Source organism: Aeromonas sp. R2-4 (assembly GCF_040908365.1).
Lineage (GTDB): Bacteria > Pseudomonadota > Gammaproteobacteria > Enterobacterales > Aeromonadaceae > Aeromonas > Aeromonas veronii.
In genome coordinates this window covers 14,522-40,554 of the sequence record NZ_JBFODO010000049.1, presented here as the reverse complement: position 1 = coordinate 40,554, position 26,033 = coordinate 14,522, and the positions used below count along the sequence as shown (strand labels likewise).

Sequence of the window (26,033 nt, the reverse complement as noted above, 5' to 3'; positions counted from 1 at the left end):
ATGGAATCAATCGAACGGAGCAATCACCATGGCTAACTATTTCAACACCTTGAACCTGCGTCAGCAGTTGGCCCAACTGGGCAAGTGTCGTTTCATGCAGCGCGAAGAGTTCGCGGACGGCTGCAACGTGCTGAAGGGCAAGAAGGTGGTGATTGTGGGCTGTGGTGCCCAGGGTCTGAACCAGGGTCTGAACATGCGTGACTCCGGGCTGGATATCTCCTACGCCCTGCGCAAGGCCGCCATCACCGAGAAGCGCGCCTCCTGGCAGAACGCCACCGACAACGGCTTCGCGGTCGGTACCTATGAAGAGCTGATCCCGACCGCCGATCTGGTGCTGAACCTGACTCCGGACAAACAGCACTCCGACGTAGTGAAAACCGTGATGCCGCTGATGAAGCAGGGCGCTGCGCTGGGTTACTCCCACGGCTTCAACGTGGTGGAAGAGGGTCAGCAGATCCGCTCCGACATTACCGTCGTGATGGTGGCGCCCAAGTGCCCGGGCACCGAAGTGCGTGAAGAGTACAAGCGTGGCTTTGGTGTACCGACCCTGATCGCCGTTCACCCGGAAAATGACCCGAAAGGTGAAGGTATGGCCATCGCCAAGGCGTGGGCCTCTGCCACCGGCGGCGACCGTGCCGGGGTGCTGGAATCCTCCTTCGTGGCGGAAGTGAAATCCGACCTGATGGGCGAGCAGACCATCCTCTGCGGCATGCTGCAGGCCGGTTCTCTGCTCTGCTACGACAAGCTGGTTGCCGAGGGCACAGACCCGGCCTACGCCGGCAAGCTGATCCAGTTCGGCTGGGAGACCATCACCGAAGCCCTGAAACAAGGTGGCATCAGCCTGATGATGGACCGCCTCTCCAACCCGGCCAAGCTGCGCGCCTTCGAGCTCTCAGAGCAGCTCAAGACCCTGATGCGCCCGCTGTTCGAGAAGCATATGGACGACATCATCGCCGGTGAGTTCTCTCGCGGCATGATGGCCGATTGGGCCGAAGATGACGTCAAACTGTTCACTTGGCGTGAAGAGACTGGCAAATCTGCCTTCGAAAACGCCCCGGCGTTTGCAGGCAAGATTGCCGAGCAGGAGTACTTCGACAATGGCGTGGTGATGGTGGCAATGGTCAAGGCGGGTGTCGAGCTGGCGTTCGAGACCATGGTGGCTTCCGGTATCTACGAGGAGTCCGCCTACTACGAATCCCTGCACGAGCTGCCGCTGATCGCCAACACCGTTGCTCGCAAGCGTCTGTACGAGATGAACGTGGTTATTTCCGACACCGCCGAGTACGGCAATTACCTGTTCGCCAACGCCGCCGTGCCCTTGCTGCGTGAGCACTTCATGCCGACCCTGAAAGCGGGCGATCTGGGTGCCAGCAAGGCGGAAGGGCAGAGCGTCGACAACCAAGCGCTGCTGGCGGCCAACGAAGCGACCCGCAACCACCCGATCGAGAAAATCGGCCAGGTACTGCGTGGCTACATGAAAGACATGAAACGCATCGCCGTTGGCGGTTAAGTCTGCATCGGGCAGGATGATGAAGGGGCGGGGATGACGATCCCCGTCGCAGGTCGGACTGGACACCCGACCGGCCAGCCAGAAAAATCAGCCTGACAGCCATAAAAAAGCCCCGCTCATCGAGCGGGGCTTTTGCATTCAGAAAGGCTGGATAAATCAGGCTTTCCACGCTTTCCAGGTGTTGATCAGACCGTTGGTGGAGCAGTCGTGGCTGGTGACAGCCTCGTTGTTGCCCAGCTCCGGCAGGATCTTGTTGGCCAGCTGTTTGCCCAGCTCCACACCCCACTGGTCGAAGCTGAAGATGTTCCAGATTGCGCCCTGTACGAAGATCTTGTGTTCGTACATGGCGATCAGGGCACCCAGGGTTTTCGGGGTCAGGCTCTTGAACAGGATGGAGTTGGTCGGGCGGTTGCCTTCGAACACCTTGAACGGCACCAGATCCTTGACCTGCTCCAGGGTTTTGCCAGCAGCCAGGAACTCGGCTTCAACCTGTTCCTTGCTCTTGCCGAAGGCCAGCGCCTCGGTCTGGGCGAAGAAGTTGGCCAGCAGTTTCGGATGGTGGTCACCGATCGGGTTGTGGCTGATGGCCGGCGCCAGGAAGTCGCAGGGGATCAGCTTGGTGCCCTGATGGATCAGCTGGTAGAAGGCGTGCTGGCCGTTGGTGCCCGGCTCACCCCAGATGATGGGGCCAGTCTGGTAGTCAACCGGCTTGCCGTTGCGATCCACGTACTTGCCGTTGGATTCCATGTTGCCCTGCTGGAAGTAGGCAGGGAAGCGGTGCATGTACTGGTCGTACGGCAGAATGGCTTCGGACTCGGCACCGTAGAAGTTGTTGTACCACAGGCCGATCAGCGCCAGCAGCACCGGCACGTTCTGCTCATAGGAGGCAGTGGCGAAGTGCATGTCCATCTCGAAGGCGCCTTGCAGCAGGGCTTCGAAGTTCTCGAAACCGACAGACAGGGCGATGGGCATGCCGATGGCAGACCAGGAGGAGTAGCGGCCGCCAACCCAGTCCCAGAACTCGAACATGTTGTTGGTGTCGATGCCAAACTCGGCCACGGCCTTGCCGTTGGTGGAGAGGGCGGCGAAGTGCTTGGCAACGTGGGCCTTGTCACCGGCGATATTGATGAACCAGTCGCGGGCGGTCAGGGCGTTGGTCATGGTCTCCTGGGTGGTGAAGGTCTTGGAGGCCACCAGGAACAGGGTGGTTTCCGGATCGATCTTCTTCAGGGTCTCGGCGATGTGGGTGCCATCGACGTTGGAGACGAAGTGCATCTGCAGGTGGTTTTTGTAGGGACGCAGTGCCTCGGTGATCATTACCGGGCCCAGATCAGAGCCACCGATACCGATGTTGACCACGTGCTGGATCGCTTTGCCGGTGTAGCCTTTCCACTCGCCTCCGATTACCTTCTCGCAGAAGCCTTTCATCTTGGCCAGTACGGCGTTCACTTCCGGCATCACGTCCTTGCCGTCGCACTCGATGGGGCGGTCGGAGCGGTTGCGCAGGGCCACGTGCAGTACGGAGCGGCCTTCGGTCATGTTGATCTTGTCGCCATTGAACATGGCATCGATCGCGCTGCGAAGATCGGTCTCTTTGGCCAGATCAACCAGCAACTTGAGGGTTTCTTCGGTGATCAGGTTCTTCGAGTAATCAACCAGGATGTCGCCGCCGAAGGTAAGGGAAAACTTGTCAAAGCGCTTCGGGTCCTGCGCGAACAGATCCTTGAGTCGAGTCTCTTTGTTTGCTGCAAAGTGGGCTTCCAGTGCCTGCCAGGCCTGGGTTTGGGTTGGATTGATATTTTTCATAGGATTCCTGAAATGCCAAGTTGTGTTTGAACCTTGCAGGCAAGGTCCCGCCAAACCTTATTATCCGAGCATTATAGCGAGCCGAACGGGCGGCCCGTGTAACAGATTTTTACCGATTGTCTTTTACCGCAATGGGTCACTGTCGGGAGCATACAACCAGAACATTGGGATTATGTGTCACGAAAGCAAGGCGGATCTTGCGCTTGCTCATGATTGGGGCCACCCCGATAGCCTGAAATTGTTTTCATCCGGTTGGCGTGGTTATGCACCGACATGGCCATGGGCTGGGGCCAGAAACGACAATGCCAGCCCGAAGGCTGGCATTGTCTGTTGCAGCAGAACCGCGATCACGCCTGCGTTTTTTGCATGTGCATCACCATCTGCGGGAATGGGATCTCGATGCCTTCGGCATCAAAGGTCAGTTTCACCTTCTCGTGGAAGTCGAACCAGACACCCCAGTAGTCAGCGGTTTTCACCCAGGGGCGCACCACGATATTGACCGAGGAGTCGGCCAGCGCGGCAACGGCGATGGTGGCTGCCGGATCCTTGAGGATGCGCGGCTCTTCGCTTACCAGACGCTCGAGGATCTGTTTGGCCTTGCGCAGGTCAGAGCCGTAACCGATACCGAAGGTCATATCGACGCGGCGGGTATCCATGCGCGAGTAGTTGACGATGGTGCCGTTGAGGATGGCGGAGTTCGGTACTACCACCATCTTGTTGTCACCGGAGGTGAGGGTGGTGGTAAAGAGCTGAACGGACTGCACCACACCTGCCGTGCCCGCCACTTCGATAAACTCGCCCGCCTTGATGGGGCGGAAGATGATCAGCAGGAAGCCGGCAGCGAAGTTGGAGAGCGAGCCTTGCAGCGCCAGACCGATGGCCAGACCGGCGGCACCGATAATGGCGACGAAGGAGGCAGTCTGCACGCCGACACGGCCCAGCGCGGCGATCACCACGAACACCAGAATGGCGTACTTGAGGATGCTGCCGACGAAGTGGGTGACTGTGGTGTCCAGCTTGCGGGCCTGCATCACCTTGACCACGCCACCGCTGATGAGGTTGGCGGCGATATAGCCGACCAGCAGGGTCAGCAGGGCGGCGGCGATATTGACGCCGTATTCGATCAGCAGTCCCTGATTATTGACCAGCCAGGTCTGCGCTTCGGTAATGATTTCGGGTTCCATAGGATGTCCTGTCAGGTTCTAAAAGGTTTATGGTGGATGAATCTAACACCGCAGCGCGACAGTACGGGTCGCATCTGGTACTTCTTTTTTGCCATAAAAACCTGACACAAAAAAGAAGGGAGGCCAAAGCCTCCCTTCTTTTTGCTGAATGATGCGAAAAAACCATCAGCTCTGCAGCAGCTGGCTGCGGATAAATTGCCACTGATCTTCGAAACCGGCGGTCGGCTTGAGCTTGAACTCGGAGCGCACGAACTGGCTGATACGGCCTTCGGTGTAGGCCAGCAGCAGATTGGCCAGCATGGTCTCGTCGAGCTGGAAGCCCTGACCCTCGCGCAGCCGCTTCTCGCGCAGCACCTGTTTGATCTGGGTCTCCAGCTTGTCAAACAGGATACTGATGCGATCCCGCAGCCGATCGTGCTCACCCAGCAGGGCATCGCCATTGAGGATGCGGGTGATGCCGGGATTGCGTTCGGCGAACACCAGCAGCAGTTGCAGGATATGGTGGCAGCGCGCCATGGTGTCCTTCTCTTCCGCCATGATCAGATTGACCCGTGACAGCAGGGAATCCTCGATAAAGTCGATCAGCCCCTCGAACATCCGCGCCTTGCTGGGAAAATGTCGATAGAGGGCTGCTTCAGAGACGCCGACCTCGGCCGCCAGACGGGCCGTGGTGATACGCTGCCCCGGACTGGTTTCCAGCATATGGGCGAGCGCCTGCAGGATCTGATCGCGCCGACTCTGTTTCTGATTACTGCTTGCCATGGATTCCCCTAAAAAAACAATGGCTTGATTCTATTATTAGGCACCGCCCATCGGGCTGGTGTGGTCTGTTATTGGCGACCAGAAGAACCAAAACCGCCTTCACCCCGTTCGCTCTGATTGAACTCATCGACCAGTTGGAAGCTGGCCTGAACCACCGGCATGATCACCAGCTGGGCGATGCGCTCGCCGGGTTGCATGGTGAACTCATCTTTGCCGCGGTTCCAGACCGATACCATCAGCTGACCCTGGTAATCGGAATCGATCAGACCGACCAAGTTGCCCAGTACGATGCCGTGCTTATGGCCGAGGCCGGAGCGGGGCAGGATGGTGGCACACAGACCCGGATCCTGGATGTGGATGGCCAGACCGGTCGGCACCAGGGTGGTATCACCCGGAGCCAGAGTCAGCGGCGCATCCAGTAGTGCGCGCAGATCCATGCCGGCAGAGCCCGGTGTGGCGTAGGCGGGCAGCGGGTACTCGGTACCGATACGGGCATCCAGAATCTTCAGTTCAATTTGTGTAGTCATGAATCGCTTTTTCAGTTGGATCTTGTATTGGCGCCTCTCTTGGCAAGGGCGGGGCGCCGTGAGTCTTGTTCTTTCGGGACGCTCAGTGCCGGTAGTGGCGTGCAATCAGGGCGATCAGGTGACGGGCCAGCGTCAGCTTGTCGGCCAGCGGCAGCGGGGCCTGGCCCCCTTGCCAGAACACGGTCAGGGCGTTGTCATCGGCGTTGAAGCCTTGCCCCTCGCGGGACACATCGTTGGCGGCGATCATGTCCAGCCGCTTACGCTGCAACTTGTCGAGGGCGTATTGTTCCACATCCACGGTTTCGGCGGCAAATCCGACGGTGAAGGGTTTGTCTGAAAGGGCACCGACGGCCGCGATGATGTCGGGGTTTTTCACCAGCTTCACCACCATCTGGTCGTTGTCGCCGGTCTTCTTGATCTTCTGGCTGGCCACCTGCTCAGGACGATAGTCGGCTACCGCCGCGCAGCCGATGAAGAGGTCGCACTCGGCGACCCGGCTCATCACCGCCTGATGCATCTGCTCCGCGCTCTCCACATCGACACGGGTGACGCCAGCAGGTGTAGCCAGCGTCACCGGCCCGCTCACCAGCGTCACTTCGGCACCCGCTTCACGGGCAGCTCGGGCGATGGCGTAGCCCATCTTGCCGGAGCTGTGGTTGCTGATGTAGCGCACCGGATCCAGTGCCTCGCGGGTTGGCCCTGCGGTGAGCAGCAGCTTGACGCCTGCCAGCAAGGGTTCGGCGGCCAGCTGCTGGCAACAGCGATCCACCAGTTCGAGGGGATCCAGCATCCGGCCCGGGCCCACATCGCCACAGGCCTGGCTGCCGGCATCCGGCCCCCACAGCAGAATGCCGCGGCTGGCCAGGGTCTTGAGGTTGGCCTGGGTGGCGGCGTTGAGATACATCTGCTGGTTCATGGCGGGCGCCAGTGCGATGGGCGCCGGAGTGGCCAGACAGAGGGTGGTCAGCAGTTCGTCGGCCATGCCTGCTGCCATCCGCGCCATCAGGTTGGCGCTGGCGGGGGCGATCAGTACCAGATCGGCCCACTTGGCCAGTTCGATATGGCCCATGCCCGCTTCGGCAGAGGGATCCAGCAGGCTGTAGGCCACCGGATGACCGGAGACCGCCTGCAGGGTCAGCGGCGTGATGAACTCCTTGGCGGAGCGGGTCATCACCACCCGCACTTCGGCGCCCTGATCTTTCAGGCGGCGTACCAGCTCGGCACTCTTGTAGGCGGCGATCCCGCCGCTGACACCCAACAGGATGCGTTTATCGGCCAATCTCATCTGCTGTTTCTCTATCCGGCTCATTCTGACTGGTCGGCTAAGATACCACAGGCAATGGATGACGACAGGGGTTGGCATCAAGGGGTGTGGCCGGGCGCGCGCAATTTTTTGCTATGTTTTTCCTCAACAGGGATGAGGGAGAGACAAATGAGCATCAAAGAGTGGCCGGAAGATGAACGCCCCAGAGAGAAGTTGCTGCGTCAGGGGCCTGCGGCGCTCTCCGATGCCGAGCTGCTCGCCATCTTTTTGCGCATCGGCGTGAATGGCCTGAGTGCAGTGGATCTTTCACGTAATCTATTGAATCAATTCGGCTCTTTGCGCAGCTTGCTGGGCGCGGATCAACGGGCATTCTGCGAGGCGCACGGCCTTGGCCCGGCCAAATATGCCCAGCTGCAGGCGGTGCTGGAGATGGCCAGACGCCATCTGGCCGAGCAGCTGCAACGGGGTGATGCCCTCACCTCGCCCCAGCTGACCCGCGACTATCTGCAGGCCCAGTTGCGGGATCGGCCGCGCGAGGTGTTTGCCCTGCTGTTGCTCGACAATCAGCACAGAGTCATTCAATTTGTTGAGCTTTTTTTCGGCACAATCGATTCGGCGAGCGTCTGGCCAAGAGAAATCGTGCAGATCGCGCTCAAACATAATGCAGCCGCGGTGATTCTGGCGCATAATCACCCGTCCGGCGTCGCCGAGCCCAGTAGGGCCGACCGCCAGATCACGGATCGGATCACGGCCGCTTTGGCCCTGATCGATATCAGAGTGCTGGATCACTTGGTGATCGGTGATGGCATCACGGTTTCTTTTGCCGAGCGCGGTTGGCTATAACTGTGCTCTGGCACCGTATTAGTTGATCTTTGATCACGGATGCTGTATAAAATGCCGCCTTCTGTTTGCCCCGCAATCGAAGGCCAGCGGGGCAGATATTTGCTCGAGCAATGAAGTAAGATTTGGAGAGACTGACATGTCTAGAGTATGCCAAGTAACCGGCAAGCGCCCGGCAGTTGGTAACAACCGTTCGCACGCTAACAACGCCACCAAGCGTCGTTTCCTGCCGAACCTGCACACTCACCGTTTCTGGGTTGAGAGTGAAAAACGCTTCGTAAGCCTGCGCGTATCCGCAAAAGGCATGCGTATCATCGACAAGCGTGGCGTTGAAGTGGTTCTGGCTGAACTGCGCGCCAGCGGTGTTAAGGTATAAGGAATTAGATCATGGCTAAAGGTATTCGCGAGAAAATTCGCCTGAACTCCAGCGCCGGTACTGGTCACTTCTATACCACTACCAAAAACAAGCGCACCATGCCCGAAAAAATGGAGATCAAAAAGTTTGATCCCGTTGTTCGTCAGCATGTGATCTACAAGGAAGGCAAAATCAAGTAATTACTTGATGCTGCATTCCCAAAAACCCGGCTTCGTGCCGGGTTTTTTTATGCGCCGAATTCAGTACACTGCCGGTTCAAAGGGAGGCTTGCCATGTTCAAATTGAGCCGCAAAGGCTGGAATAACGTGATCATTGTGGTGGTGCTGATCGTGATCACCCTGTTGCATCGTATGGAGACTGCCCAGCAGGAGAACAGCGCCAAGCGGGCTCGCCCCTTGCTGCCGGATGCGTCCGTAGTGCTCACTTGGCAGGGGCCGAGCTGGCAGATTGAGCGGATTGGTCAGGGCTGGCGCAGTGTGCCGGATCTGGGGCTCGACACGGCTCAGCTGGATGCCCGTCTGGCGCGCTGGCAGAGCTGGTTGCTGCCCCCCGGCGAGGTGGTGCGCGGTACCCCGGTGACCATCAAGGTGTGGATTGCCGGCCAGAGCGATCCGGTCGAGATCGGCCTCTATCAGAACAGCGGCCAATATGGCGCTCAGCTGTCATCCGGTCTCTGGCTCGCCCTCACTGCCGAACAGTATCGCGATCTGCTGCGTCCTGCCCCCTGAGTTCCTTTTCCTTGCGAGGTGCCCATGCCCGAATTGCCAGAAGTTGAAGTCAGTCGTCAGGGGATATCCCCCTGGCTTACCGGTATCAAGGTGACGCGTGTAGTGGTGCGGGATGGCCGCCTGCGCTGGCCGATCCCCGGTGAGATTCAGGAGCTGGTGGATCTCACCATCCATCGGGTGCGTCGCCGCGCCAAATACCTGCTGCTGGAGACCGATTTCGGCACCGCCATCCTTCATCTGGGGATGTCCGGCAGCCTGCGGGTGCTGGATATTGGCACGCCAGCCGAGAAGCACGACCACGTGGATATCGAGCTGGAGAATGGCAAGCTGCTGCGGCTCAACGATCCGCGCCGCTTCGGTGCCCTGCTCTGGACCCGGGAACCGGCCGAAGCCCACGCGCTGCTCGCCAAGCTGGGGCCCGAGCCGCTCACCGATGCCTTCAGTGCTGATTACCTGCGTGAGCGCGCCAAGGGACGCAGCACCGCCATCAAACAGTTCCTGATGGACAATCAGGTGGTGGTCGGGGTGGGCAACATCTACGCGAACGAGGCGCTCTATGCTGCCGGCATTCACCCCAAACGGGCGGCGGGCAATATCAGTGGCGAGCGGTTGGCGACTCTGGTGGCCGAGATCAAGCGGGTGTTGGCCGAGGCGATTCGCCAGGGCGGCACTACTCTGAAGGATTTCACCAGCGCCGATGGCAAGCCGGGCTATTTCGTGCAGCAGTTGCAGGTTTATGGTCGTGGCGGTCAGCCCTGTTTCCACTGTCACACCCTGCTGACCGAGACAAGAATGGGCCAGCGCACCACGGTTTTTTGCAGTCATTGCCAGCGCTGAGCGCACTTTTTGCCCCGATCCGGGGGAAGTTGTAACAGCGTATTTCCACTCTGTTGAAGATTTGCACAGCTGTCACTAGTATCCCGACCGTTCAGGCGGTTTGAGAATATAAAAATGACAGTTAAATCAATAGACTGGGAATATTTATCCCGGCAGGAGCGCTATTGCGCAAAATCCATGGCCCGCTTCCTCTACCCCGAGGGATGTGACCGGAAAACCTTCAATCGCGGCAAGTTCGTGCTGCGCAGCCTGCTCTATCGCAAGTCGCTGAGCCGGGTCTTCAGCCTGTTTCAGTGTGACTCGCTCAAGGCGCTGCCAGCTGTCTATCCCGAGCTGCTCGACAAGCCGATGCGCCCCTATCGCTTCGCCTGTGCCAGTGCCCGTGAGCGGGCCGAGATGCTGGAAAATCACTATCGGTTGCTGCTGGAGTGCTACCCGCAGCTGATCGACCCCCTCTATCTGGGCGAGGGGATCGCGCTGGGGCGCTATCCCCAGAGCGGCTGCCGCATTCTGCTGCGCCACGATGGCACCTTCCGCCGCGAGGCCGAGCTGGCGCTCTCCATCGTCAACGGCGAGGGGCAGCGCCTCTACAGCTGCGCCTTTTCGCTGGCGGGTAGCGTGGATCGTTTGATTCTGATGATCGGCTCCATGCAGGGGCCGGAGCCTGCGGTCGACAATGCCCAGGATCGGGTGCGCGAGCTGACCAAAGAGGGGCACGGCCTGCGGCCCAAATCCCTGCTGGTGCAGCTGGTGCTGCAACTGGCGCAGGCCATGGGGGCGGCAGAGGTGCTGGCGGTGCGCAAGCGGGCCCACGTGTTTCAGGCCAAGCGCTACAGCAGCAAGCAGAAAGCCAACCTGCAGGCCGATTACGACGAGCTGTGGCAGGAGTTCGGCGCGCAGGATGTGGATGCCAACTTCGTCGCTCTGCAAGCCCAGCCGCGCAAGCCGCTGGAGGAGATCGCCTCCAAGAAGCGGGCCATGTATCGGCGCCGCTACGAGTGGCTCGATCTGCTGGTGCAGGAGATGAGCGAACGGTTTGCCCGTCAGTAACCGGCAAGCAGGCTGACCTCTCCATAGCGAGAGAGAAACAACAAGGGCTACCCGCGGGTAGCCCTTGTTGTTTCTGCCATCAGGGGAGGAATTAGCGCTGTTGCTGTTTGGCTGCGATGGCCTGGGCCACCACGGGATCGACAAACTGACGAATGTCGCCACCGTGCAGCGCCACCTCTTTCACCAGGGTGGAGGAGATAAAGGAGTTCTCCTCGGCTGGGGTGAGGAAGACGCTCTCAAGCGTGGGCATCAGGCGGCGGTTCATGTTGGCCAGCTGGAACTCGTACTCGAAGTCGGAGACGGCGCGCAGGCCGCGGATAAGCACGTTGGCCTGATGTTCTTTGGCGAAATCGACCAGCAGACCGGAGAAGCCCACCACCTTGACGTTGGGAAGCGTGCTGGTCACTTGCTGGACAAGCTGGACACGTTCTGCCAGATCGAACAGCGGGCGCTTGCTCGGGCTGTTGGCGACCCCGACCACCACCTCGTCAAACAGCTTGGCGGCGCGGCCGATGAGATCGGCGTGGCCATTGGTAACGGGATCAAAAGTCCCGGGATAAATTACCCTGGTAGTCATCTTTGCGGTCCTGCAACCTGGAAATTTGGTCGCATTATAAGGTCGTCGCTTGAGAATAGCAGTGCATCAGGCAAGAATACGCCATCGCGCATCAAGCCTCCTTGCATTGGTGACAGGGAGCAAAGGGATTTTTTATGAAACGTATTCTGGTCGTTCGCAATGACAAGATTGGTGACTTCATGCTGGCGTGGCCTAGCTTCGCCATGCTCAAAGGCTCCATGGAGTGTCATGTGACTGCCCTGGTTCCGGCCTACACGGCGCCGCTGGCCCGGCTCTGCCCCTGGATTGACGAGGTGATCATCGATCCGGGCGTGCGGGCCGACAAGGAGCAACAGCGAGCGCTGCTGGCGCGGATCAAGGCGGCGGCGTTCGACGCGTCCATCTGCCTCTTCTCCAACTCCCGCAACGCCATGCTGGTGTGGAAGGCGCACATCCCTTACCGGCTGGCGCCGGCGACCAAGCTGGCGCAGGTGCTCTACAACCAGCGATTGGTGCAGCGCCGCTCCCGCTCCCAGAAGCCGGAGTCCGAGTACAACCTGGAGCTGATCCGCCGCTTCCTGGCCGATCAGCAGGTGGCCGTGGTGGAGCCCAAAACTCCCTTCCTGCAGTTCGACGAGGAGACCTTGCGGCAGGTGCGTGAGCAGCTGGCACTCAAGCTCAAGCTCGATGCCAGCCGCCCCTGGCTGATGGTGCATGCCGGTAGCGGTGGGTCTGCCAACAACCTCTCCATCGAGCAGTATGCCCGCATCATCATCAAGCTCAATCAGGCCTGCCCCGAGCTGCAGTGCGTGCTGACCGCAGGCCCGGGCGAGGAGAAGATGGCCGAACAGCTGGCGGCCGAGTTGCTGGCCCACGGTGGCAACGGCTGGATCTACCGCTCCAGCGATGGTCTGCCGATGTTCTGTCAGGTGCTGGCCAACGCAGCCCTGTTCGTTGCAGGCAGTACTGGCCCGCTCCATATCGCCGGCGCGCTCGATGTGCCGACCATCGGCTTCTTCCCGATGCGCCGCTCCGCTACTCCGCTGCGCTGGAAGCCCCTCAACAGCGAAGGGCGTCACCTCGCCTTCAGCCCGCCGGAGGATAGCGACCATCCTGAGGATATGAGTCAACTCGATCCCAAGACCATGGTGCCGGTGATGGCCCGCTGGGCGGCGCCTTTCTGGCGCAAATAACGTATGCAGCAATACAAACAGGGCCCCGCGGGGCCCTGTTTCGTATGACGGTTATTCCGGCTGCTGCGGTTGCTGGCGCACCCAGAGGTCGGCGTATTTGATGAAGGTGGAGTGGGCGGAGAGGATCGCCAGCAGTAGCCCCTGCTTGCCATCGAGGAAGCCTGCCTTGAGCAGGTACATCTTGAGGAAGCAGCCGACGGCGTGGATCAGCCCCTGACTGAGGGAGCCCTTCTTGCCGCGGGCGGTGCGCTGATCGGCCCAGGCACGGGCATAACCGGCGGATTTCACCAGATAGTGCTCCAGATCCCGATAGGTGAAGTGGAGCAGGTCGCCATGAATATTGACGATCTTCATGTTGGCCCGCACTTCCACCTTTTCGTGCACCAGCGCCTCGTTGTAGCTGGTGAGCGCCTTGGGATAGAGGCGCAGCACCCGATCCGGATACCAGCCGCTGTGGCGGATAAAGCGGCCAAACACCCAGGAGAGGCGCGGGATCGAGTAGATGGTATCGCTGGCCGGATTGGCCATCACGTTGGCGATGGCGGTTTTCAGCTCGGGGGTGAGCCGCTCGTCGGCATCCAGCCACAGCACCCAGTCGGACTGCACGTGGGACTGGGCCAGCCGGCGCTGTTTGCCAAAGCCAGGCCACTTGGCGTTGACGAAGAAGCGGGCGCCAAATTCGGCGGCGATGGCCGGGGTTTCGTCCTGACTGCCTGAGTCCAGAATGACGATCTCGTCCACCAGTCCGTCGAGGGAGGCGAGGCACTTGCGCAGGTTGTCGGCTTCATTCTTGACGATCAGAACGGCAGCCAGAGTCGGTTTTTTCACGAATGTGGGCTCACGGTTATTGCCCGGCTGGCGGGTCGAATGCGTATTGATGGGCCATTCTAACGGAAAAACGGGCCAAAGAGAGAGCCGCCATTGCCCGTTTCTATCAGCTGTTTGCCTGTCTCGTCACATCCGGTTGGAAGAGGGCCACTGCTGGAAAAATGGGGTGACAGCAGCGTCTGCCAAGGATCTTCTGTTATTTATCCAGTCATTCTTGGGGCATAATCTCGCCCAGTGATGATTAACAGCCGGGCCAGTCCCGAGAGAAGACGCGTGATGAAAATATTGGTGATCGGCCCCTCCTGGGTCGGCGATATGGTGATGTCCCAGAGCCTCTACAAGGCGATCAAGGCCAACCATCCGGAGTGCGAACTGCACGTGATGGCCCCCGCCTGGTGCTGTGCCCTGCTGGAGCGGATGCCGGAGGTGGACAAGGCGATCACCATGCCCCTTGGCCACGGTGACTTCAAACTGGTGGCGCGCCGCCGCCTCGGCAAGCAGCTGGCAGCCGAGAAGTACGATCAGGCCATCGTCCAGCCCAACTCCATGAAGTCGGCGCTGATCCCCTGGTTTGCTCGCATTCCGGTGCGTACCGGCTGGAAGGGTGAGAGCCGCTATGGCCTGCTCAACGACCTGCGCAGCAACAAGTCCGCCTTCCCGCTGATGGTGGAGGGCTATCTGGCGCTCGCTTATCCCAAAGCGCAGATGAAGAGTCGGGCCGATATCCCGACCATTCCGCATCCGGCGCTCCATGTCGATCTGATAAACCAGAGCAAGGCGCTGGAGCGACTGGGGCTGGATCGCGCCCGCCCGGTGCTGGTGCTCTGCCCCGGTGCCGAGTTTGGCCCGGCCAAGCGCTGGCCGGAAGGGCACTACGCCGTGGTGGCCCAACAGCATCTGGACGAGGGGTGGCAGGTGTGGATCTTCGGTTCCAACAAGGATGTGCCGGTGGCCAATACCATCCGGGATCGGGTCAATCTGCTGACTCGCCCCAACTGCCACGTGCTGGCGGGCAAAACCAGCCTGCACGAGGCGATCGACCTGATGGCGCTGGCCAGCCGGGTCATCTCCAACGACTCCGGCCTGATGCACATCGCCGCCGCCCTCAACCGGCCGCTGGTGGGCGTCTATGGCTCCACCTCGCCGCTCTACACCCCGCCGCTGGCGGATCGGGTCGAGATCGTTCACACCGACATCGAGTGTCGCCCCTGCTTCAAGCGCACCTGCAAGTTCGGCCATCTCAAGTGCCTGATCGACCTGGCGCCGGAGCAGGTGGTCGATGCCTGCAAGAAGCTGGAGCAGAGTCAGTAAGATGCCCTACCGTCTGCTCTACAACCTGCTGATCCATCTGGGATTGCCGCTGGCGCTGCTGGCCCTCTACAAGCCGAAGAAAGGCAAGCCCGGCTTTGGCAAGCGCTGGGCCGAGCATCTCGGGCGGCTGCCCGCCACCGGACAGGAGGCGCCGCTCTGGATCCATGCGGTGAGCGTGGGGGAGACGCTGGCCATCACGCCGCTCATTCGCGCCCTCAAGGCGGAGCGGCCCGATCTGCCGATCCTGCTCACCACCACCACCCGCACCGGCGCCGATCAGGCTGCCAGGCTGGGGGATCTGGTGATCCATCGCTACGCGCCGCTCGACTACCCCTGGGCCATTGCCGCCTTTCTCGACACCTTCAAGCCGCGCGCGCTCTGGGTGATGGAGACCGAGCTGTGGCCGAACTGGCTGGCCGCCTGTGAGGCGCACCACCTGCCGGTGACCATCATCAACGCCCGTCTTTCCGAGCGTTCCTGCCAGCGTTATGCCCGCTTCCACGGCGCCTTCGACGCCCTGAGCCGGCCACTGACCCATCTGCTCTGTCAGCATCAGGATGATGCCGACCGCTTCGCCCGCCTCGGCATCGATCGTTCGCGGCTGGCGGTGACCGGCTCCATCAAGTTCGACATCCAGTTTGGTGACGAGGTGCAGGCCAAAGGGCGCGCCCTGCGCCAGCAGCTGGGCGCCGAGCGGCCGGTCTGGATCGCCGCCAGTACCCATCTGGGTGAGGACGAGCAGGTGCTGGCCGCCTTCGATCTGCTGCTCAAACGCCATCCCGCAGCGCTGCTCATTCTGGTGCCGCGCCACCCCGAGCGGTTCGACCGGGTGGCCGAGCTGTGCGCCCCTTATGGCTGCGTGCGGCGCACTGATGGTGCTGCGGTTGGAGCACAGGATAAGGTCTATCTCGGCGATACCATGGGCGAGCTGCCGCTGATGCTGGCGGCGGCCGATGTGGCCTTCGTTGGTGGCAGTCTGGTGCAGATCGGCGGTCACAACCTGCTGGAGCCGGCAGCCCTAGGCAAGCCCTGCCTGACCGGTCCCGCCTACTTCAACTTCAGCGATATCACTCGCCAGCTGGTGGCTCAGGGGGGCGCCGCCATCGTGGCCGATGCCGCCGAGCTGGGCGAGCGGGTGAGCCAGCTGTTTGCCGACGAGAGCACCCGCCACGAGATGGGCGAGCAGGCCCGCGCCGTGGTGCTGCGCAATCAGGGAGCCCTGGCGCGCACCCTCTCTCATTGTCTCACCGCGCTGGAGAACGACTGAGTGTCAGCCTTTCATACAGCCCGCCATCCATCATCGATGGCCGGCCATAAAAAAACGGAGCGCGATGCGCTCCGTTTTGTTTTTGGCGGTGACCGGAATTAGCGGACTATCAGCCCCAGCAGGATGCCGACCACACCGAAGTCGGAGTCGCTGAAGGTGGTGTTGGCGAAGCCGAGGTCGCCCAGCACCGGCAGCAGGAACACCGGCAGAATGGTGAGCAGCAGCAGGCCGTTGGCGAAGGAGCCCAAAATCGCGCCGCGACGACCACCGGTGGCGTTGCCGAAGACTCCGGCAGCGGCGCCGACGAAGAAGTGCGGTACCACGCCCGGGATGATGACGGTCAGGCCCATGGCGTAGAGCAGCGCCATCCCCACCAGACCGGCGGCAAAGCTCGACAGGAAGCCGATCAGTACGGCGTTGGGGGCGTAGGGGAAGACGATGGGGCAGTCGAGCGCCGGTTTGGCGTTCGGCACCAGCTTGTCGGAGATCCCCTTGAAGGCCGGTACGATCTCGGCGATGACCATCCGCACACCCTGCAGGATGACGTAGACACCGGCGGCGAAGGTGATGGACTGCATCAGGGAGAACATGAACCAGTGCTTGCCCTTGGCGACGCTGGAGACAAACTCGGGGCCAGCGAAGGCGGAGGTCACCAGGAAGATGATGCCCATGGTGAAGGAGATGGCCACCGGGGTATCGCGCAGGAACAGCAAGCTCTTCGGTACCTGCACATCTTCGCAGCTGTGGGCCTTGTTGCCGAACTTGGCGCCGATCAGGGCGGAGAGCACGTAGGAGCAGGTGGAGAAGTGGCCCAGCGCCACGTCATCGGAGCCGGTGATCTGCTTCATGAAGGGGTGGGCGATGGCCGGGAAGAAGACCATGGCGACGCCGACCACCAGACTGCCCACCGCGATCAGCGGCACGCCACTCATGCCGCCGGCAGAGAGGATCACCGCCACCATCATCGACATGAACAGGGTGTGGTGACCGGTCAGGAAGATGAATTTCCACGGGGTCAGACGGGCGATCAGGATGTTCACCAGCATGGCGAAGAACATGATCATCGCCATCTCCTTGCCAAACGAGGTCTGGGCGATGGAGACGATGGCCTCGTTGTTGGGGACGACCCCCTTGATGCCGAAGGCGTGTTGGAAGATGACGGCAAAGTCACCCAGCGAGTTGATCACCAGGGTGGCACCGGCCCCCAGAATGACGAAACCCATGATGGTCTTGACCGTGCCCTTGATGCACTCGGTCACCGGTTTCTTCTGGGCAATCAGGCCGATAAGCGCGATCAGGCCGACCAGCACGGCGGGCTCGGACAGCACGTCAAACATCAGAAAGTTGAAAAATTCCATGGTCAGCTCCTGGCAATGAAAGATGCGGCCCGCAGGCCGCATGGAGGATCCTTAGAGGGCGCCCAGTTCGCGCAGGGCGGTGGCGAGCTTCTCTTTCATCGCGGCCTTGTCGACCATGTTGTCGAGGGCCACCAGACGGCCGTTGACGCCCATGCTCTGTAACTGCTCGGCGATGTCGCGGGTGGCGACAAAGATCTCGGCGGTTTCACTACCGGCGGAGGCCAGATCGCGGTGATCCACTTCGGCGGTGACTGCCAGCTCTTTCAGGATGCTCTTGATGCTCATCTCCATCATCAGGCTGGTGCCCAGACCGTGACCGCATACAACCAGAATTTTCATTGTCTCTTCCTCTGTCAGGTGCGCCGTGGCGCAGATCAGTAGCGCGCCAGAATGCGCAGGATGTCGTCTTTGGTGTCGGCCGCGATGATGGCCGCCACGTCCTCTTCATTCATAAACAGCTCGGCCAGCTGGGCGATGGTCTCCACGTGGGAGTTGCTGTCGCTGGCGGCCAGGGTGATCAGCAGCCGGATCGGGTCGTTGCCCTCGGAATCGAAGTTGACCCCCTGCCTGATGACGGTCAGCCCCAGACCCAGCCGGTTGACGCCGTCTTCGGGGCGGGCATGGGGCATCGCCAGACCGGGGCCCAGTACGTAGTAGGGGCCGAGCTCTTCATGAGAGCGAAACAGCGCCGCCACGTAGGAGGGTTCGATGGTGCCATTGGCCAGCAGGGGCGCCGTCGCCAGCTCGATGGCGTGACGCCAGTCGCGGGCTGCGGGTTCGATGCGGATGACATCCTCGGTCAGCAGTTGAGTCAGCATGGTGGTGATCCGGCTAGTTATGATGGCGCCAATCTATCGATCTTGCGGTGGTGAAACTGTGAGGGTGATCGCGAAAGTTAGCGCTATCAGATAGCGCTAACATCAAACTGTGATAGCGCTATCACTTCACCCATTAACGGGAGTCATCCTGCCCTCATTGTGGGGGAAAGAGAGTAGAATCGGCCTTGAGCAAATGGTCAGTGGCGCTCTTTTGCCTTAAAGTGAGCAGCCGCAAGTCGAGGATGGGATGGATGTCAGAAGCAAAGAAGCGCCGTAGCACGGGTCGGGTGACCCTCAACGATGTGGCCCAGCTGGCTGGTGTGGGGGCCATGACGGTTTCCCGTGCCCTGCGCACGCCGGAGATGGTCTCCGACAGGATGCGCGAGCGCATCGAAGCTGCGGTGGAAGAGCTCGGCTATATCCCCAATCGGGCCGCCGGGGCGTTGGCCTCTGCGACTTCCCAGACCATCGCAGTGATCGTCCCGAGTCTGGCGGAAGCGGGCTGTGGCGAGATGATCGCTGGCCTGCAACAGACCCTGCTCGAGGAGGGTTACCAGATCATGCTGGGGGATGCCCAGCATCTGAAACAGCAGGAAGAGAGCCTGCTGACCAGCTTTTTGCAGCACAATCCGGCGGCGGTGGTGCTGTTTGGTGGCGATCCCGGCGAGACGATCCGTACCCGCCTGAAAGCCTCCCGCCTGCCGGTGGTGGAAGTGGGTGCCATGGCCCGCAGCCCCATCGACATGAATGTGGGGGTCTCCAACTTCGATGCCGGTTATCAGCTCACCCGCCACCTGATCGAGCGGGGCTACCGCAATATCGGTTTTCTCTGTGCCCGTCAGGAGCAGTGGATGCTGCAACAGCGGATGCAGGGCTGGCAGAAGGCGTTGCTCGACAACTACCTCTCCCCCGATGCCATCATCAACACCTCTGAGCGGCCCAGTTTCAGCACCGGCGCCACCATGCTGGGTGAATTTCTGCTGCGCTGGCCCGAGCTGGACGCGCTGATCTGCGTCAACGATGAACTGGCGGCCGGGGTGCTGTTCGAGTGCCAGCGCCGCCATTTGAATGTGCCGGGCAAACTCGCCATCGCCGGATTTGACGATCTGGATGTGGCGCGCGCCTGTTATCCGACCCTTACTTCGGTCAAGATCCCCTATCGCAAAATGGGACAGGAGGCTGCCGAGCTGATCCTGCGCCAACTGGCCGGGGAGCCCGTGATGGGCACTGCGCTGGCTCTCGATTTTCAACTGCAAAAGCGTCAAAGCAGCTGATCCCCGTTTCACATGTCATCAAAGAGGCAACCATGTTCAAGGCTCTGTTACTGGAAAACCAAGACGGCAAGACTGTTCCGACTCTGACCCGGCTGGCCGAGAGCCAGTTGCCGGAAGGTGAGGTGCGGGTGGCGGTCGCTTACAGCTCGATCAACTACAAGGACGGTCTGGCCATTACCGGCAAGGGCAAGATAGTGCGCCAGTGGCCGCTGGTGCCCGGTATCGACTTCGCCGGTACCGTGCTCGAATCTGCCGACAGCCGCTATCAGCCCGGCGACAAGGTGGTGTTGACCGGTTGGGGCGTGGGCGAAGGCCACTGGGGCGGTATGGCCGAACAGGCGCGGGTCAAGGGGGACTGGCTGGTGCCATTGCCCGCCGGGCTGGATGAACGGCAGGCCATGTGCATCGGTACCGCCGGTCTCACCGCCATGCTCTGCGTGCTGGCACTGGAAGAGGCGGGGATTACTCCCGAAAGTGGCGAAGTGCTGGTCACCGGTGCGGCAGGCGGTGTGGGGGCCACCTCGGTCGCCCTGCTGGCGGCCCTTGGCTATCAGGTGGCGGCGCTGACCGGTCGTCCCGAAGAGCAGGGCGCCATGCTCACTGCGTTGGGTGCCAGCCGCATCGTGCCGCGCAGCGAACTGCTGGTGCCCGCCAAACCGCTGGAGAAGCAGCTGTGGGCCGGTGCCATCGATACCGTCGGCAGTCAGGTGCTGGCCAAGCTGCTGGCCCAGATCAACTATGGCGGCGCCGTGGCGGCCTGCGGGTTGGCGGGTGGTTTCGATCTGCCGACCAGCGTGATGCCCTTTATCCTGCGCAATGTGCGGTTGCAGGGGGTCGATTCGGTGATGTGCCCGTTTGAACGTCGTCAACTGGCGTGGCAGCGACTGGCACGGGATCTTCCTGCCAGCTTCTTTGAACAGGCGGTCACCGAGATTGGGCTGGAGCAGGTAGTGGAGGCCGCCGAGGCCATCACGCAAGGCCAGATCGCCGGTCGCACCCTGGTCAAACTTTGAACTCTCTCTGACTGGCGAGCCCGACAATTCCGGATAAAATTGGAGTGCGGGTGAACTATCCAAGGAGAGTGAAGATGGGTGGACACAAGCCGGATTACGACTCCTCTGATGAGGATTGGGAGCCGGATTCCTGGGAAGAAGAGCTGGATCAGTGGGAAGATGAAAGCTGGCAGGATGATGACACTTTCGATGACCAGTGAACCACGGCATTGAACGAACAGGCGGGCTTTGGGCCCGCCTGATTTTTTTGCCGCGCTCACACGGCTGAGCGTTCGTCCTTGGTCAGGAGCGGGGCGCTGGGTAGAATGAACTGCCCAAATGACGCTCAAGGATGACTATGCGACTCACCATCATATTGTTGGCTGCCCTGCTGGGTGGCTGTGTCTCCAACGATGATCCCTGCGAGAAGGTGTGGAGTGAGGTGGGGGAGGCGGATGGCAAGCTGGGCTTCACCACCGAGCGGATCGAGTTCCATCAGGGGCAATGTGGCAAGAAGGTGGATCCCGAACTGTGGAAGCAGGGACATCAGAAGGGATTGGCATGGTATTGCCGCCCCGAGCACCTCTATCTGGCTGGCCGCTCAGGCGAGGAGTATCGCGGCGTTTGCCCGAATGATACCCAGGCACGCAGATTGTTCGAACAGGGGCGTCAGGGGTGGACCGATCAATAACGCCCTGACAGGGAGGGGCGTTACTCCTCTTTCAAACGCAGCGGCTGGCAGAGGTAACCCTTGTCATTGGCACTGCGGGCGCACTTGCTGCAGACAAACTTGGGTTTGCGGACTATCTTGCGCAACGCCTTGAGATCGGTGGGGATCTCGTGACGGCGCCATTCACACAGGGTTTTGCTGCCCATAACGACTACCTCTACGACTTGACGGCCGTATTGTAATCGATTTTCATTTCGAATAAACCGGCAAAGCTCGCTTATTGGCAGATATGCCAATAAGCGATTGTTTCGGGAGGGATTACTGGTAGAGGAACTTGGTGAAGATAAGCTCGCGCACCGCTTTCTTGCCGGTCTCTTTCACCAGCAGTTCGTTGACGGTTGTCTCGCACTCCTTGCGCAGCTCTTCTCGGTTGGTCAGGGACTTCACTTGATCGGCATTTTTGCTGCCAATCAGACGGATGATGGCATCGCGGATCAGCGGGTCATGCTGCTCCAGCAGCTTGAGGTCGGCTTCGTTTTCCGCCATCAGCTCTACCGTGACCCGGATATAACCGAGGGTTTTGCTATCACTCAGGTAGTTGGTGATGATGTCGGGATCGAGCGCGTGGTAGGAGAAACCAGGCTTGGCAGCCCCCTCTGTGCCCTCGGCGGGCGGCTCATCTTCAGCCAGAGCTTGCTGCTGCAGGGCGCCACAGCTCAGTAACAACACCAGCAGAATTTTGAAGATCTTCATATAGATGGCTCATCAGCAAGAGATAACCCATTTTTGATGTTGCCATCGGGGCCGTCAAGCACGGATGTTCTTACATTTCGCTATTGATTTACGGATAATAAACCGGATTTTAACCTGAACACGGAAATCTCTGGATGGTGAAGCTGTGAAGTCCGAGTTGACTGTTCCCCTCACGCCGTTAAGCGGGTGGCTGGCCCCCGAATGTTGTGAATTGCCCGCCAGCTTGCGCCCCTGGCTGCTGGAGCCCGGCTCCATGACTCGGCGTCTGCGTCAGCACAATCGCCACTTTTCGGTGGAGTGGCTGGGCAATCACCCGGTCGCCCTTACTGCCGATGAGCAGTGGCTGGTGGATTCGGCCTCGCCGGCCGGTACCTGCCGCGAGGTGATCCTGCACGGGGATCGTGGGCCCGCCGTGCTGGGCTGGACCCTGTTTGCCGATGACGCGCTGCAAGGGAGCGGCATTGCCGAGCTTGGCGAGCAGCCGCTGGGTGAGCGGGTATTTGGCCATGAGCCTGCCCGCCGCGATCATCTGCAACTGGCCCGTTTCGATATTGCCGCCAATCCCCGTTGCCCGGCCGCCACTGTCTGGGGGCGTCGTTCCCGTCTGTTTCTGGGGCAGTGGCCACTGCTGGTGCACGAGCTGTTTCTGCCCTCTCTCGTCTGTGACAAGGAGCTGGAGTGAATCTGTTAACCAAGGAGCGGGGACTTGCCTATATGCAGTTGGCCCGCGTCGACAAACCCATAGGCACTCTGCTGCTGCTGTGGCCAACCCTGTGGGCGCTCTGGCTGGCCGCTGGTGGCCTGCCCAATCTCTGGGTGCTGACCGTGTTTGTGGTCGGCGTCTTTCTGATGCGCTCGGCAGGGTGCGTGATCAACGACTATGCGGATCGCAACTTCGACGGTCATGTCAAACGCACCGCTGGTCGCCCTTTGCCCACGGGCAGAGTCAAGCCGTGGGAGGTGCTGGCGCTCTTCTTCGTGCTGGCGCTTATTTCGTTTGGTCTGGTGCTGACCATGAATCCGCTCACCATCGGTCTGTCGTTTGTCGCCCTGCTGCTGGCAGTGAGCTACCCCTTCATGAAGCGCTTTATCTCCAACCCCCAGCTGGTGCTCGGGATGGCCTTCTCCTGGTCGATCCCGATGGCCTATGCGGCGCAGGCGGATGCCCTGCCGCTGGTGGCCTGGTTGCTCTTCTTCGCCAATCTGCTCTGGACGGTGGCTTACGACACCCAGTACGCCATGGTGGATCGGGATGACGACCTCAAGATCGGCCTCAAATCCAGCGCCATCCTGTTTGGTCGTTACGACAAACGGATCATCGGCGTACTGCAACTCTCGACGCTGCTGCTGTTGCTGGCGGTCGGGCAGCTGATGACGCTGGGGGGCTGGTATTACTGGGGATTGCTGGGGGCGGCGGTGCTGTTTGTCTATCAGCAGCGGCTCATTCGCGAGCGGCTACGGGAAGCCTGCTTCCAGGCGTTTCTCAACAACAACTATGTGGGGGCGCTGGTGTTTGCCGGTCTGGTGCTCGATTACCTGCTGGCGTGACCTGTTCCCGCGCAGACTCCGATAAAAATGAAGGCCGCATCATGCGGCCTTCTTTGTTTGCGTTGCAGATCAGAGCTGATTGCCAGCCTGAATGGTGCGGCGGATCTTGTTGCTCAGCAGCGGCACTATGTTGTCGGCCAGCGCCTGGAAGCGGCCGAGATCCGGCTTGCACTCTGGAGAGAGGTAACCCTCTTTGCGCAGCGTGTGGATCAGGGTGCTGAACAGCTTCTGGTCGAAGAACTCGGGGGCGTTGATGCCGTGCAGGGTGCCGAGGCGCTCTGCCATCATCAGGCCGTCCGCCTCCAGCTGCTCCGCCTCGATATGAGGCTGGGCCAGCACCCGGGTCAGCACGATGGCGTAGCGCTGCAGGGTCTCCTGAATGCTCTCCGCCAGCAGCAGCAGGCGCATCTGGTTGGCCGGATTGACCCAGTAGCCGTCATCGCGGGTCTCGATCAGTTGCTGGGTTTGCAGCGCGTCGAGCAGGCTGTCGACCAGCGCCGGCAGCTCCTCCTCTTCATAACGCAGGAACAGCTCGGTCTTGAGCAGCGGATAGATGTCGATGCAACGGGCCATGATCTCGCTGCGGGAGATCCCTTCGCACCGTTCGATCAATGCCGCCACCAGAGAGGGCATGGCGAACAGGTGGAGGATGTTGTTGCGGTAGTAGGTCAGCAGGATCGCCTGATAGCGGTCGAGACTGATGATCTGCCCCAGCTTGTCCTCGCTCACCTCGAACTTGTTGAGCTCCATCGCCTGGTCCAGCAGGGTCTTGGCATCCTCATCCGGAATGGTGCTCTGCGGGCTGTAGGGCACCGCCTTGAGCAGATCCAGATAGGTGTTGAGCTGGGCCTGCAATTCGTCGCGGGTCAGGGCGTGGCGCTCGGCGGCCAGCAGCGCCAGCGCGCTCAGGGTCAGGCCGTTGACCGCGGCCGCACCGTTGATGCGGGTCATCAGCAGTTCGGCCAGATTGTTGACGGTGCCCGCCATCCACTCCGGACGCTCCTCTTCCCCGATGTGCTTTTTCCAGTCGGGGATATGTTCGCTCAGGTAGCTGTTGAGGGTCAGCGGTTCGCCGAAGTTGACGAAGCCACGGCCGTAGTTGCGCAGCTTGCGCAGGATGCCGAGCACCTGCAGGAAGCTCTCTTTCTCCTTGCGACTGCCCTTGAGCTCGTTGTGGTAGGTGTTCACCTCCATCACGTGCTCGTAACCCAGATAGACAGGCACCAGAGTGACCGGCCTGTCCAGCCCGCGCATCATCGCCTGCAGGGTCATCGCCAGCATACCGGTCTTGGGCGGCAGCAGACGGCCGGTACGGGAGCGACCACCCTCGGTGAAGAACTCTACCGAGTAACCCTTGGCAAACAGCAGGTTGAGGTATTCCCGGAATACCGTGCTGTAGAGCGGGTTGCCCTTGAAGGTGCGGCGAATGAAGAAGGCGCCGCCGTGGCGGAAAATCGGGCCCGCCGGCCAGAAGTTGAGGTTGATGCCTGCCGCGATATGGGGCGGCACCATCCCCTGGTGGTAGATGACGTAGGAGAGCAGCAGGTAGTCCATGTGGCTGCGGTGACAGGGAACGTAGACTATCTCGTGCCCTTCCTGCGCCAACTGGCGTACCTTCTCGGCGCCATTGACCGACAAACCTCGGTAGAGCTTGTTCCACAGCCAGCCGAGGAAGCTCTCGCCCAGGCGGATCAGCCGGTAGGAGAAGTTGGAGGCGATCTCGTCCATGTAGCCATGGGCACGCTTTTGCGCCTTCTCGAGGCTGATCCCCTCGCGCTGGGCCTCCTCTTCAATCGCCTGCTGGATCACCGCGGAGTCGAGCAGCTGCTTGAACAGCAGGTTGCGGTTCGGCAGTTTCGGGCCGGTGGCGGCCAGCTGCTGGCGGCTGAAGTGGGTACGGGCCACTCGCGCCAGCTTGTGGGCTATCGCCTCGTCGGTGCCGTGCTTGTCGGCCATATAGCGCAGGGAGAGCGGCGGCGAGAAGCGCACCAGATTCTCGCGACCCTTGAGGATCACGATAAGCGCCTTCTTCAGCCGGTTCGGTGCCAGGCTGCTGATGATGTTGAGGCCGGAGGCTTCTTCCCCTTCCCGACCCGGAGCGCGGCCCCAGAACAGGGTGACGGGCACCACCTGGATATCCAGTGCGGGATCCTGCTTGTGCAGATCCAGCAGCTGGTGGAACTCCTGCAGGAAGGGGAGCGGTTTGCTGCGTTTGCCAAACAGGGGAGGCGGACGATCCAGACAGACATAGCGCGGCAGCAGCTGGCCGTTGAGCTCCAGCGGCGTGAAGGGGCCGGGCAGACCGAGATCCTCGCAGCACTGCTGCAGGGTCATCAGGTCGGTGATCGAACTGGTTTTCAGGGCATAGACGATGGGTCTGGCCGGATCCAGATTGAGTTCTGTGATGGGATTTTCCGGCAGGCTCTTGTGATTGACCAAGCCGCTGACCGGCCATTGCAAGATGGCTCTGGAAATCTTCTGTCCTAGGGACATGTGCGTCTGCTCTCCAAAAAAATGCGGCGTGAGCATAGCAAATCGACAGCCCCTTGTCGCCGAGAGGTACGATGAGTCAGCTGCACAG

General features: G+C 60.8%; 29 protein-coding genes. 16 read left to right on the top strand and 13 right to left on the bottom strand.

All coding sequences use genetic code 11. The annotated features are described in order from the left end of the window. The first annotated feature begins 28 nt into the window (after positions 1-28). Entirely contained in the window at positions 29-1,510 is a 1,482-nt protein-coding gene (gene ilvC / locus AB5Z05_RS18405) for a ketol-acid reductoisomerase (RefSeq protein WP_368152622.1), read from the top strand. Positions 1,511-1,666: 156 nt separating this feature from the next. Here the strand turns inward: ilvC and pgi are convergent, their stop codons facing one another. The 5 genes from pgi to coaBC form a co-directional block, all read right to left on the bottom strand. Then, entirely contained in the window at positions 1,667-3,316 is a 1,650-nt protein-coding gene (gene pgi / locus AB5Z05_RS18400; protein ID WP_236563704.1) for a glucose-6-phosphate isomerase, read from the bottom strand. A gap of 347 nt (positions 3,317-3,663) precedes the next feature. Then, a complete protein-coding gene (locus AB5Z05_RS18395; protein WP_088868140.1) occupies positions 3,664-4,500 on the bottom strand; it encodes a mechanosensitive ion channel domain-containing protein in 837 nt (278 codons plus the stop codon). Positions 4,501-4,665: 165 nt separating this feature from the next. After that, positions 4,666-5,262 carry a nucleoid occlusion factor SlmA gene (gene slmA / locus AB5Z05_RS18390; protein ID WP_005339495.1) on the bottom strand — a complete coding sequence of 199 codons (597 nt, stop codon included), beginning with the start codon at positions 5,260-5,262 and terminating at the stop codon, positions 4,666-4,668. Positions 5,263-5,330: 68 nt separating this feature from the next. Continuing rightward, positions 5,331-5,789: a dUTP diphosphatase gene (gene dut / locus AB5Z05_RS18385; protein WP_005339498.1), complete on the bottom strand. Its 459-nt coding sequence runs from the start codon at positions 5,787-5,789 to the stop codon at positions 5,331-5,333. 82 nt (positions 5,790-5,871) lie between these two features. Next, positions 5,872-7,074 (bottom strand): bifunctional phosphopantothenoylcysteine decarboxylase/phosphopantothenate--cysteine ligase CoaBC, encoded by a 1,203-nt coding sequence (gene coaBC, locus AB5Z05_RS18380; protein WP_368152619.1) that lies wholly within the window; start codon positions 7,072-7,074, stop codon positions 5,872-5,874. A 147-nt stretch (positions 7,075-7,221) separates the two neighbouring features. Between coaBC and radC the strand changes: the two genes are divergently transcribed. The 6 genes from radC to AB5Z05_RS18350 all read left to right on the top strand — a co-directional run bounded on the left by radC (position 7,222) and on the right by AB5Z05_RS18350 (position 10,884). Beyond that, positions 7,222-7,896 carry a DNA repair protein RadC gene (radC, locus tag AB5Z05_RS18375; protein ID WP_368152617.1) on the top strand — a complete coding sequence of 225 codons (675 nt, stop codon included), beginning with the start codon at positions 7,222-7,224 and terminating at the stop codon, positions 7,894-7,896. 136 nt (positions 7,897-8,032) lie between these two features. Beyond that, positions 8,033-8,269 carry a 50S ribosomal protein L28 gene (rpmB, locus tag AB5Z05_RS18370; RefSeq protein WP_005307492.1) on the top strand — a complete coding sequence of 79 codons (237 nt, stop codon included), beginning with the start codon at positions 8,033-8,035 and terminating at the stop codon, positions 8,267-8,269. Between the two features lie 11 nt (positions 8,270-8,280). Then, positions 8,281-8,448 carry a 50S ribosomal protein L33 gene (gene rpmG, locus AB5Z05_RS18365; protein ID WP_005307500.1) on the top strand — a complete coding sequence of 56 codons (168 nt, stop codon included), beginning with the start codon at positions 8,281-8,283 and terminating at the stop codon, positions 8,446-8,448. Positions 8,449-8,541: 93 nt separating this feature from the next. After that, positions 8,542-8,997 carry a hypothetical protein gene (locus tag AB5Z05_RS18360; protein ID WP_144716163.1) on the top strand — a complete coding sequence of 152 codons (456 nt, stop codon included), beginning with the start codon at positions 8,542-8,544 and terminating at the stop codon, positions 8,995-8,997. Between the two features lie 24 nt (positions 8,998-9,021). Next, entirely contained in the window at positions 9,022-9,834 is an 813-nt protein-coding gene (mutM, locus tag AB5Z05_RS18355) for a bifunctional DNA-formamidopyrimidine glycosylase/DNA-(apurinic or apyrimidinic site) lyase (RefSeq protein ID WP_368152614.1), read from the top strand. Between the two features lie 177 nt (positions 9,835-10,011). Beyond that, positions 10,012-10,884 (top strand): VirK/YbjX family protein, encoded by an 873-nt coding sequence (locus AB5Z05_RS18350; protein ID WP_368152631.1) that lies wholly within the window; start codon positions 10,012-10,014, stop codon positions 10,882-10,884. Positions 10,885-10,975: 91 nt separating this feature from the next. On the opposite strand, the gene coaD is transcribed toward AB5Z05_RS18350, so the two are convergent. Beyond that, positions 10,976-11,461: a pantetheine-phosphate adenylyltransferase gene (gene coaD / locus AB5Z05_RS18345; protein WP_107683354.1), complete on the bottom strand. Its 486-nt coding sequence runs from the start codon at positions 11,459-11,461 to the stop codon at positions 10,976-10,978. 134 nt (positions 11,462-11,595) lie between these two features. On the opposite strand from coaD, the gene AB5Z05_RS18340 reads away from it, so the two are divergent. Continuing rightward, positions 11,596-12,633 (top strand): glycosyltransferase family 9 protein, encoded by a 1,038-nt coding sequence (locus AB5Z05_RS18340; RefSeq protein WP_075115948.1) that lies wholly within the window; start codon positions 11,596-11,598, stop codon positions 12,631-12,633. Between the two features lie 51 nt (positions 12,634-12,684). Here the strand turns inward: AB5Z05_RS18340 and AB5Z05_RS18335 are convergent, their stop codons facing one another. Further along, positions 12,685-13,461, bottom strand: coding sequence for a glycosyltransferase family 2 protein (locus AB5Z05_RS18335; RefSeq protein WP_368152611.1), 777 nt, complete (start codon positions 13,459-13,461; stop codon positions 12,685-12,687). A gap of 276 nt (positions 13,462-13,737) precedes the next feature. Between AB5Z05_RS18335 and waaF the strand changes: the two genes are divergently transcribed. Further along, complete coding sequence (gene waaF / locus AB5Z05_RS18330) at positions 13,738-14,772, top strand: lipopolysaccharide heptosyltransferase II (RefSeq protein WP_005339516.1); 1,035 nt, start codon at positions 13,738-13,740, stop codon at positions 14,770-14,772. A 1-nt stretch (position 14,773) separates the two neighbouring features. Next, positions 14,774-16,039, top strand: coding sequence for a lipid IV(A) 3-deoxy-D-manno-octulosonic acid transferase (gene waaA, locus AB5Z05_RS18325; RefSeq protein WP_236368486.1), 1,266 nt, complete (start codon positions 14,774-14,776; stop codon positions 16,037-16,039). Between the two features lie 98 nt (positions 16,040-16,137). Here waaA and AB5Z05_RS18320 read toward each other — a convergent pair whose 3' ends face one another. The 3 genes from AB5Z05_RS18320 to AB5Z05_RS18310 are packed head-to-tail and all read right to left on the bottom strand — an operon-like array spanning position 16,138 to position 18,215. Then, a complete protein-coding gene (locus AB5Z05_RS18320) occupies positions 16,138-17,397 on the bottom strand; it encodes a PTS ascorbate transporter subunit IIC (RefSeq protein ID WP_005357405.1) in 1,260 nt (419 codons plus the stop codon). A gap of 51 nt (positions 17,398-17,448) precedes the next feature. Then, on the bottom strand, positions 17,449-17,736 hold the full coding sequence (locus tag AB5Z05_RS18315; protein ID WP_005356014.1) for a PTS sugar transporter subunit IIB: 288 nt from the start codon (positions 17,734-17,736) through the stop codon (positions 17,449-17,451). Positions 17,737-17,771: 35 nt separating this feature from the next. Further along, entirely contained in the window at positions 17,772-18,215 is a 444-nt protein-coding gene (locus AB5Z05_RS18310) for a PTS sugar transporter subunit IIA (protein WP_201931714.1), read from the bottom strand. 251 nt (positions 18,216-18,466) lie between these two features. Here AB5Z05_RS18310 and AB5Z05_RS18305 point away from each other — a divergent pair, with 251 nt between their 5' ends. The 4 genes from AB5Z05_RS18305 to AB5Z05_RS18290 all read left to right on the top strand — a co-directional run bounded on the left by AB5Z05_RS18305 (position 18,467) and on the right by AB5Z05_RS18290 (position 21,172). Next, the gene (locus AB5Z05_RS18305; protein WP_219265408.1) at positions 18,467-19,489 is read left to right on the top strand and encodes a LacI family DNA-binding transcriptional regulator; all 1,023 of its coding nucleotides are present in this window, start codon (positions 18,467-18,469) and stop codon (positions 19,487-19,489) included. Between the two features lie 32 nt (positions 19,490-19,521). Further along, on the top strand, positions 19,522-20,502 hold the full coding sequence (locus AB5Z05_RS18300; protein ID WP_323937110.1) for an MDR family oxidoreductase: 981 nt from the start codon (positions 19,522-19,524) through the stop codon (positions 20,500-20,502). Between the two features lie 74 nt (positions 20,503-20,576). Further along, positions 20,577-20,702, top strand: coding sequence for a hypothetical protein (locus tag AB5Z05_RS18295; protein WP_265324604.1), 126 nt, complete (start codon positions 20,577-20,579; stop codon positions 20,700-20,702). A 137-nt stretch (positions 20,703-20,839) separates the two neighbouring features. Then, entirely contained in the window at positions 20,840-21,172 is a 333-nt protein-coding gene (locus tag AB5Z05_RS18290) for a DUF2799 domain-containing protein (RefSeq protein ID WP_040069401.1), read from the top strand. Between the two features lie 20 nt (positions 21,173-21,192). On the opposite strand, the gene AB5Z05_RS18285 is transcribed toward AB5Z05_RS18290, so the two are convergent. Further along, positions 21,193-21,357, bottom strand: coding sequence for a hypothetical protein (locus AB5Z05_RS18285; RefSeq protein WP_005339525.1), 165 nt, complete (start codon positions 21,355-21,357; stop codon positions 21,193-21,195). Positions 21,358-21,469: 112 nt separating this feature from the next. Beyond that, positions 21,470-21,904, bottom strand: coding sequence for a flagellar basal body-associated protein FliL (locus AB5Z05_RS18280; protein ID WP_040069400.1), 435 nt, complete (start codon positions 21,902-21,904; stop codon positions 21,470-21,472). Between the two features lie 145 nt (positions 21,905-22,049). On the opposite strand from AB5Z05_RS18280, the gene AB5Z05_RS18275 reads away from it, so the two are divergent. Together AB5Z05_RS18275 and ubiA are read left to right on the top strand one after the other, a co-directional pair. Continuing rightward, positions 22,050-22,586, top strand: coding sequence for a chorismate lyase (locus AB5Z05_RS18275; protein ID WP_005339534.1), 537 nt, complete (start codon positions 22,050-22,052; stop codon positions 22,584-22,586). Beyond that, positions 22,583-23,452, top strand: a complete 870-nt coding sequence (ubiA, locus tag AB5Z05_RS18270) for a 4-hydroxybenzoate octaprenyltransferase (RefSeq protein ID WP_368152603.1) — start codon at positions 22,583-22,585, stop codon at positions 23,450-23,452. Before AB5Z05_RS18275 ends, ubiA begins: the two co-directional genes overlap by 4 nt. 69 nt (positions 23,453-23,521) lie before the next feature. On the opposite strand, the gene plsB is transcribed toward ubiA, so the two are convergent. Continuing rightward, a complete protein-coding gene (plsB, locus tag AB5Z05_RS18265) occupies positions 23,522-25,945 on the bottom strand; it encodes a glycerol-3-phosphate 1-O-acyltransferase PlsB (protein WP_103251815.1) in 2,424 nt (807 codons plus the stop codon). Positions 25,946-26,033 lie beyond the last annotated feature (88 nt).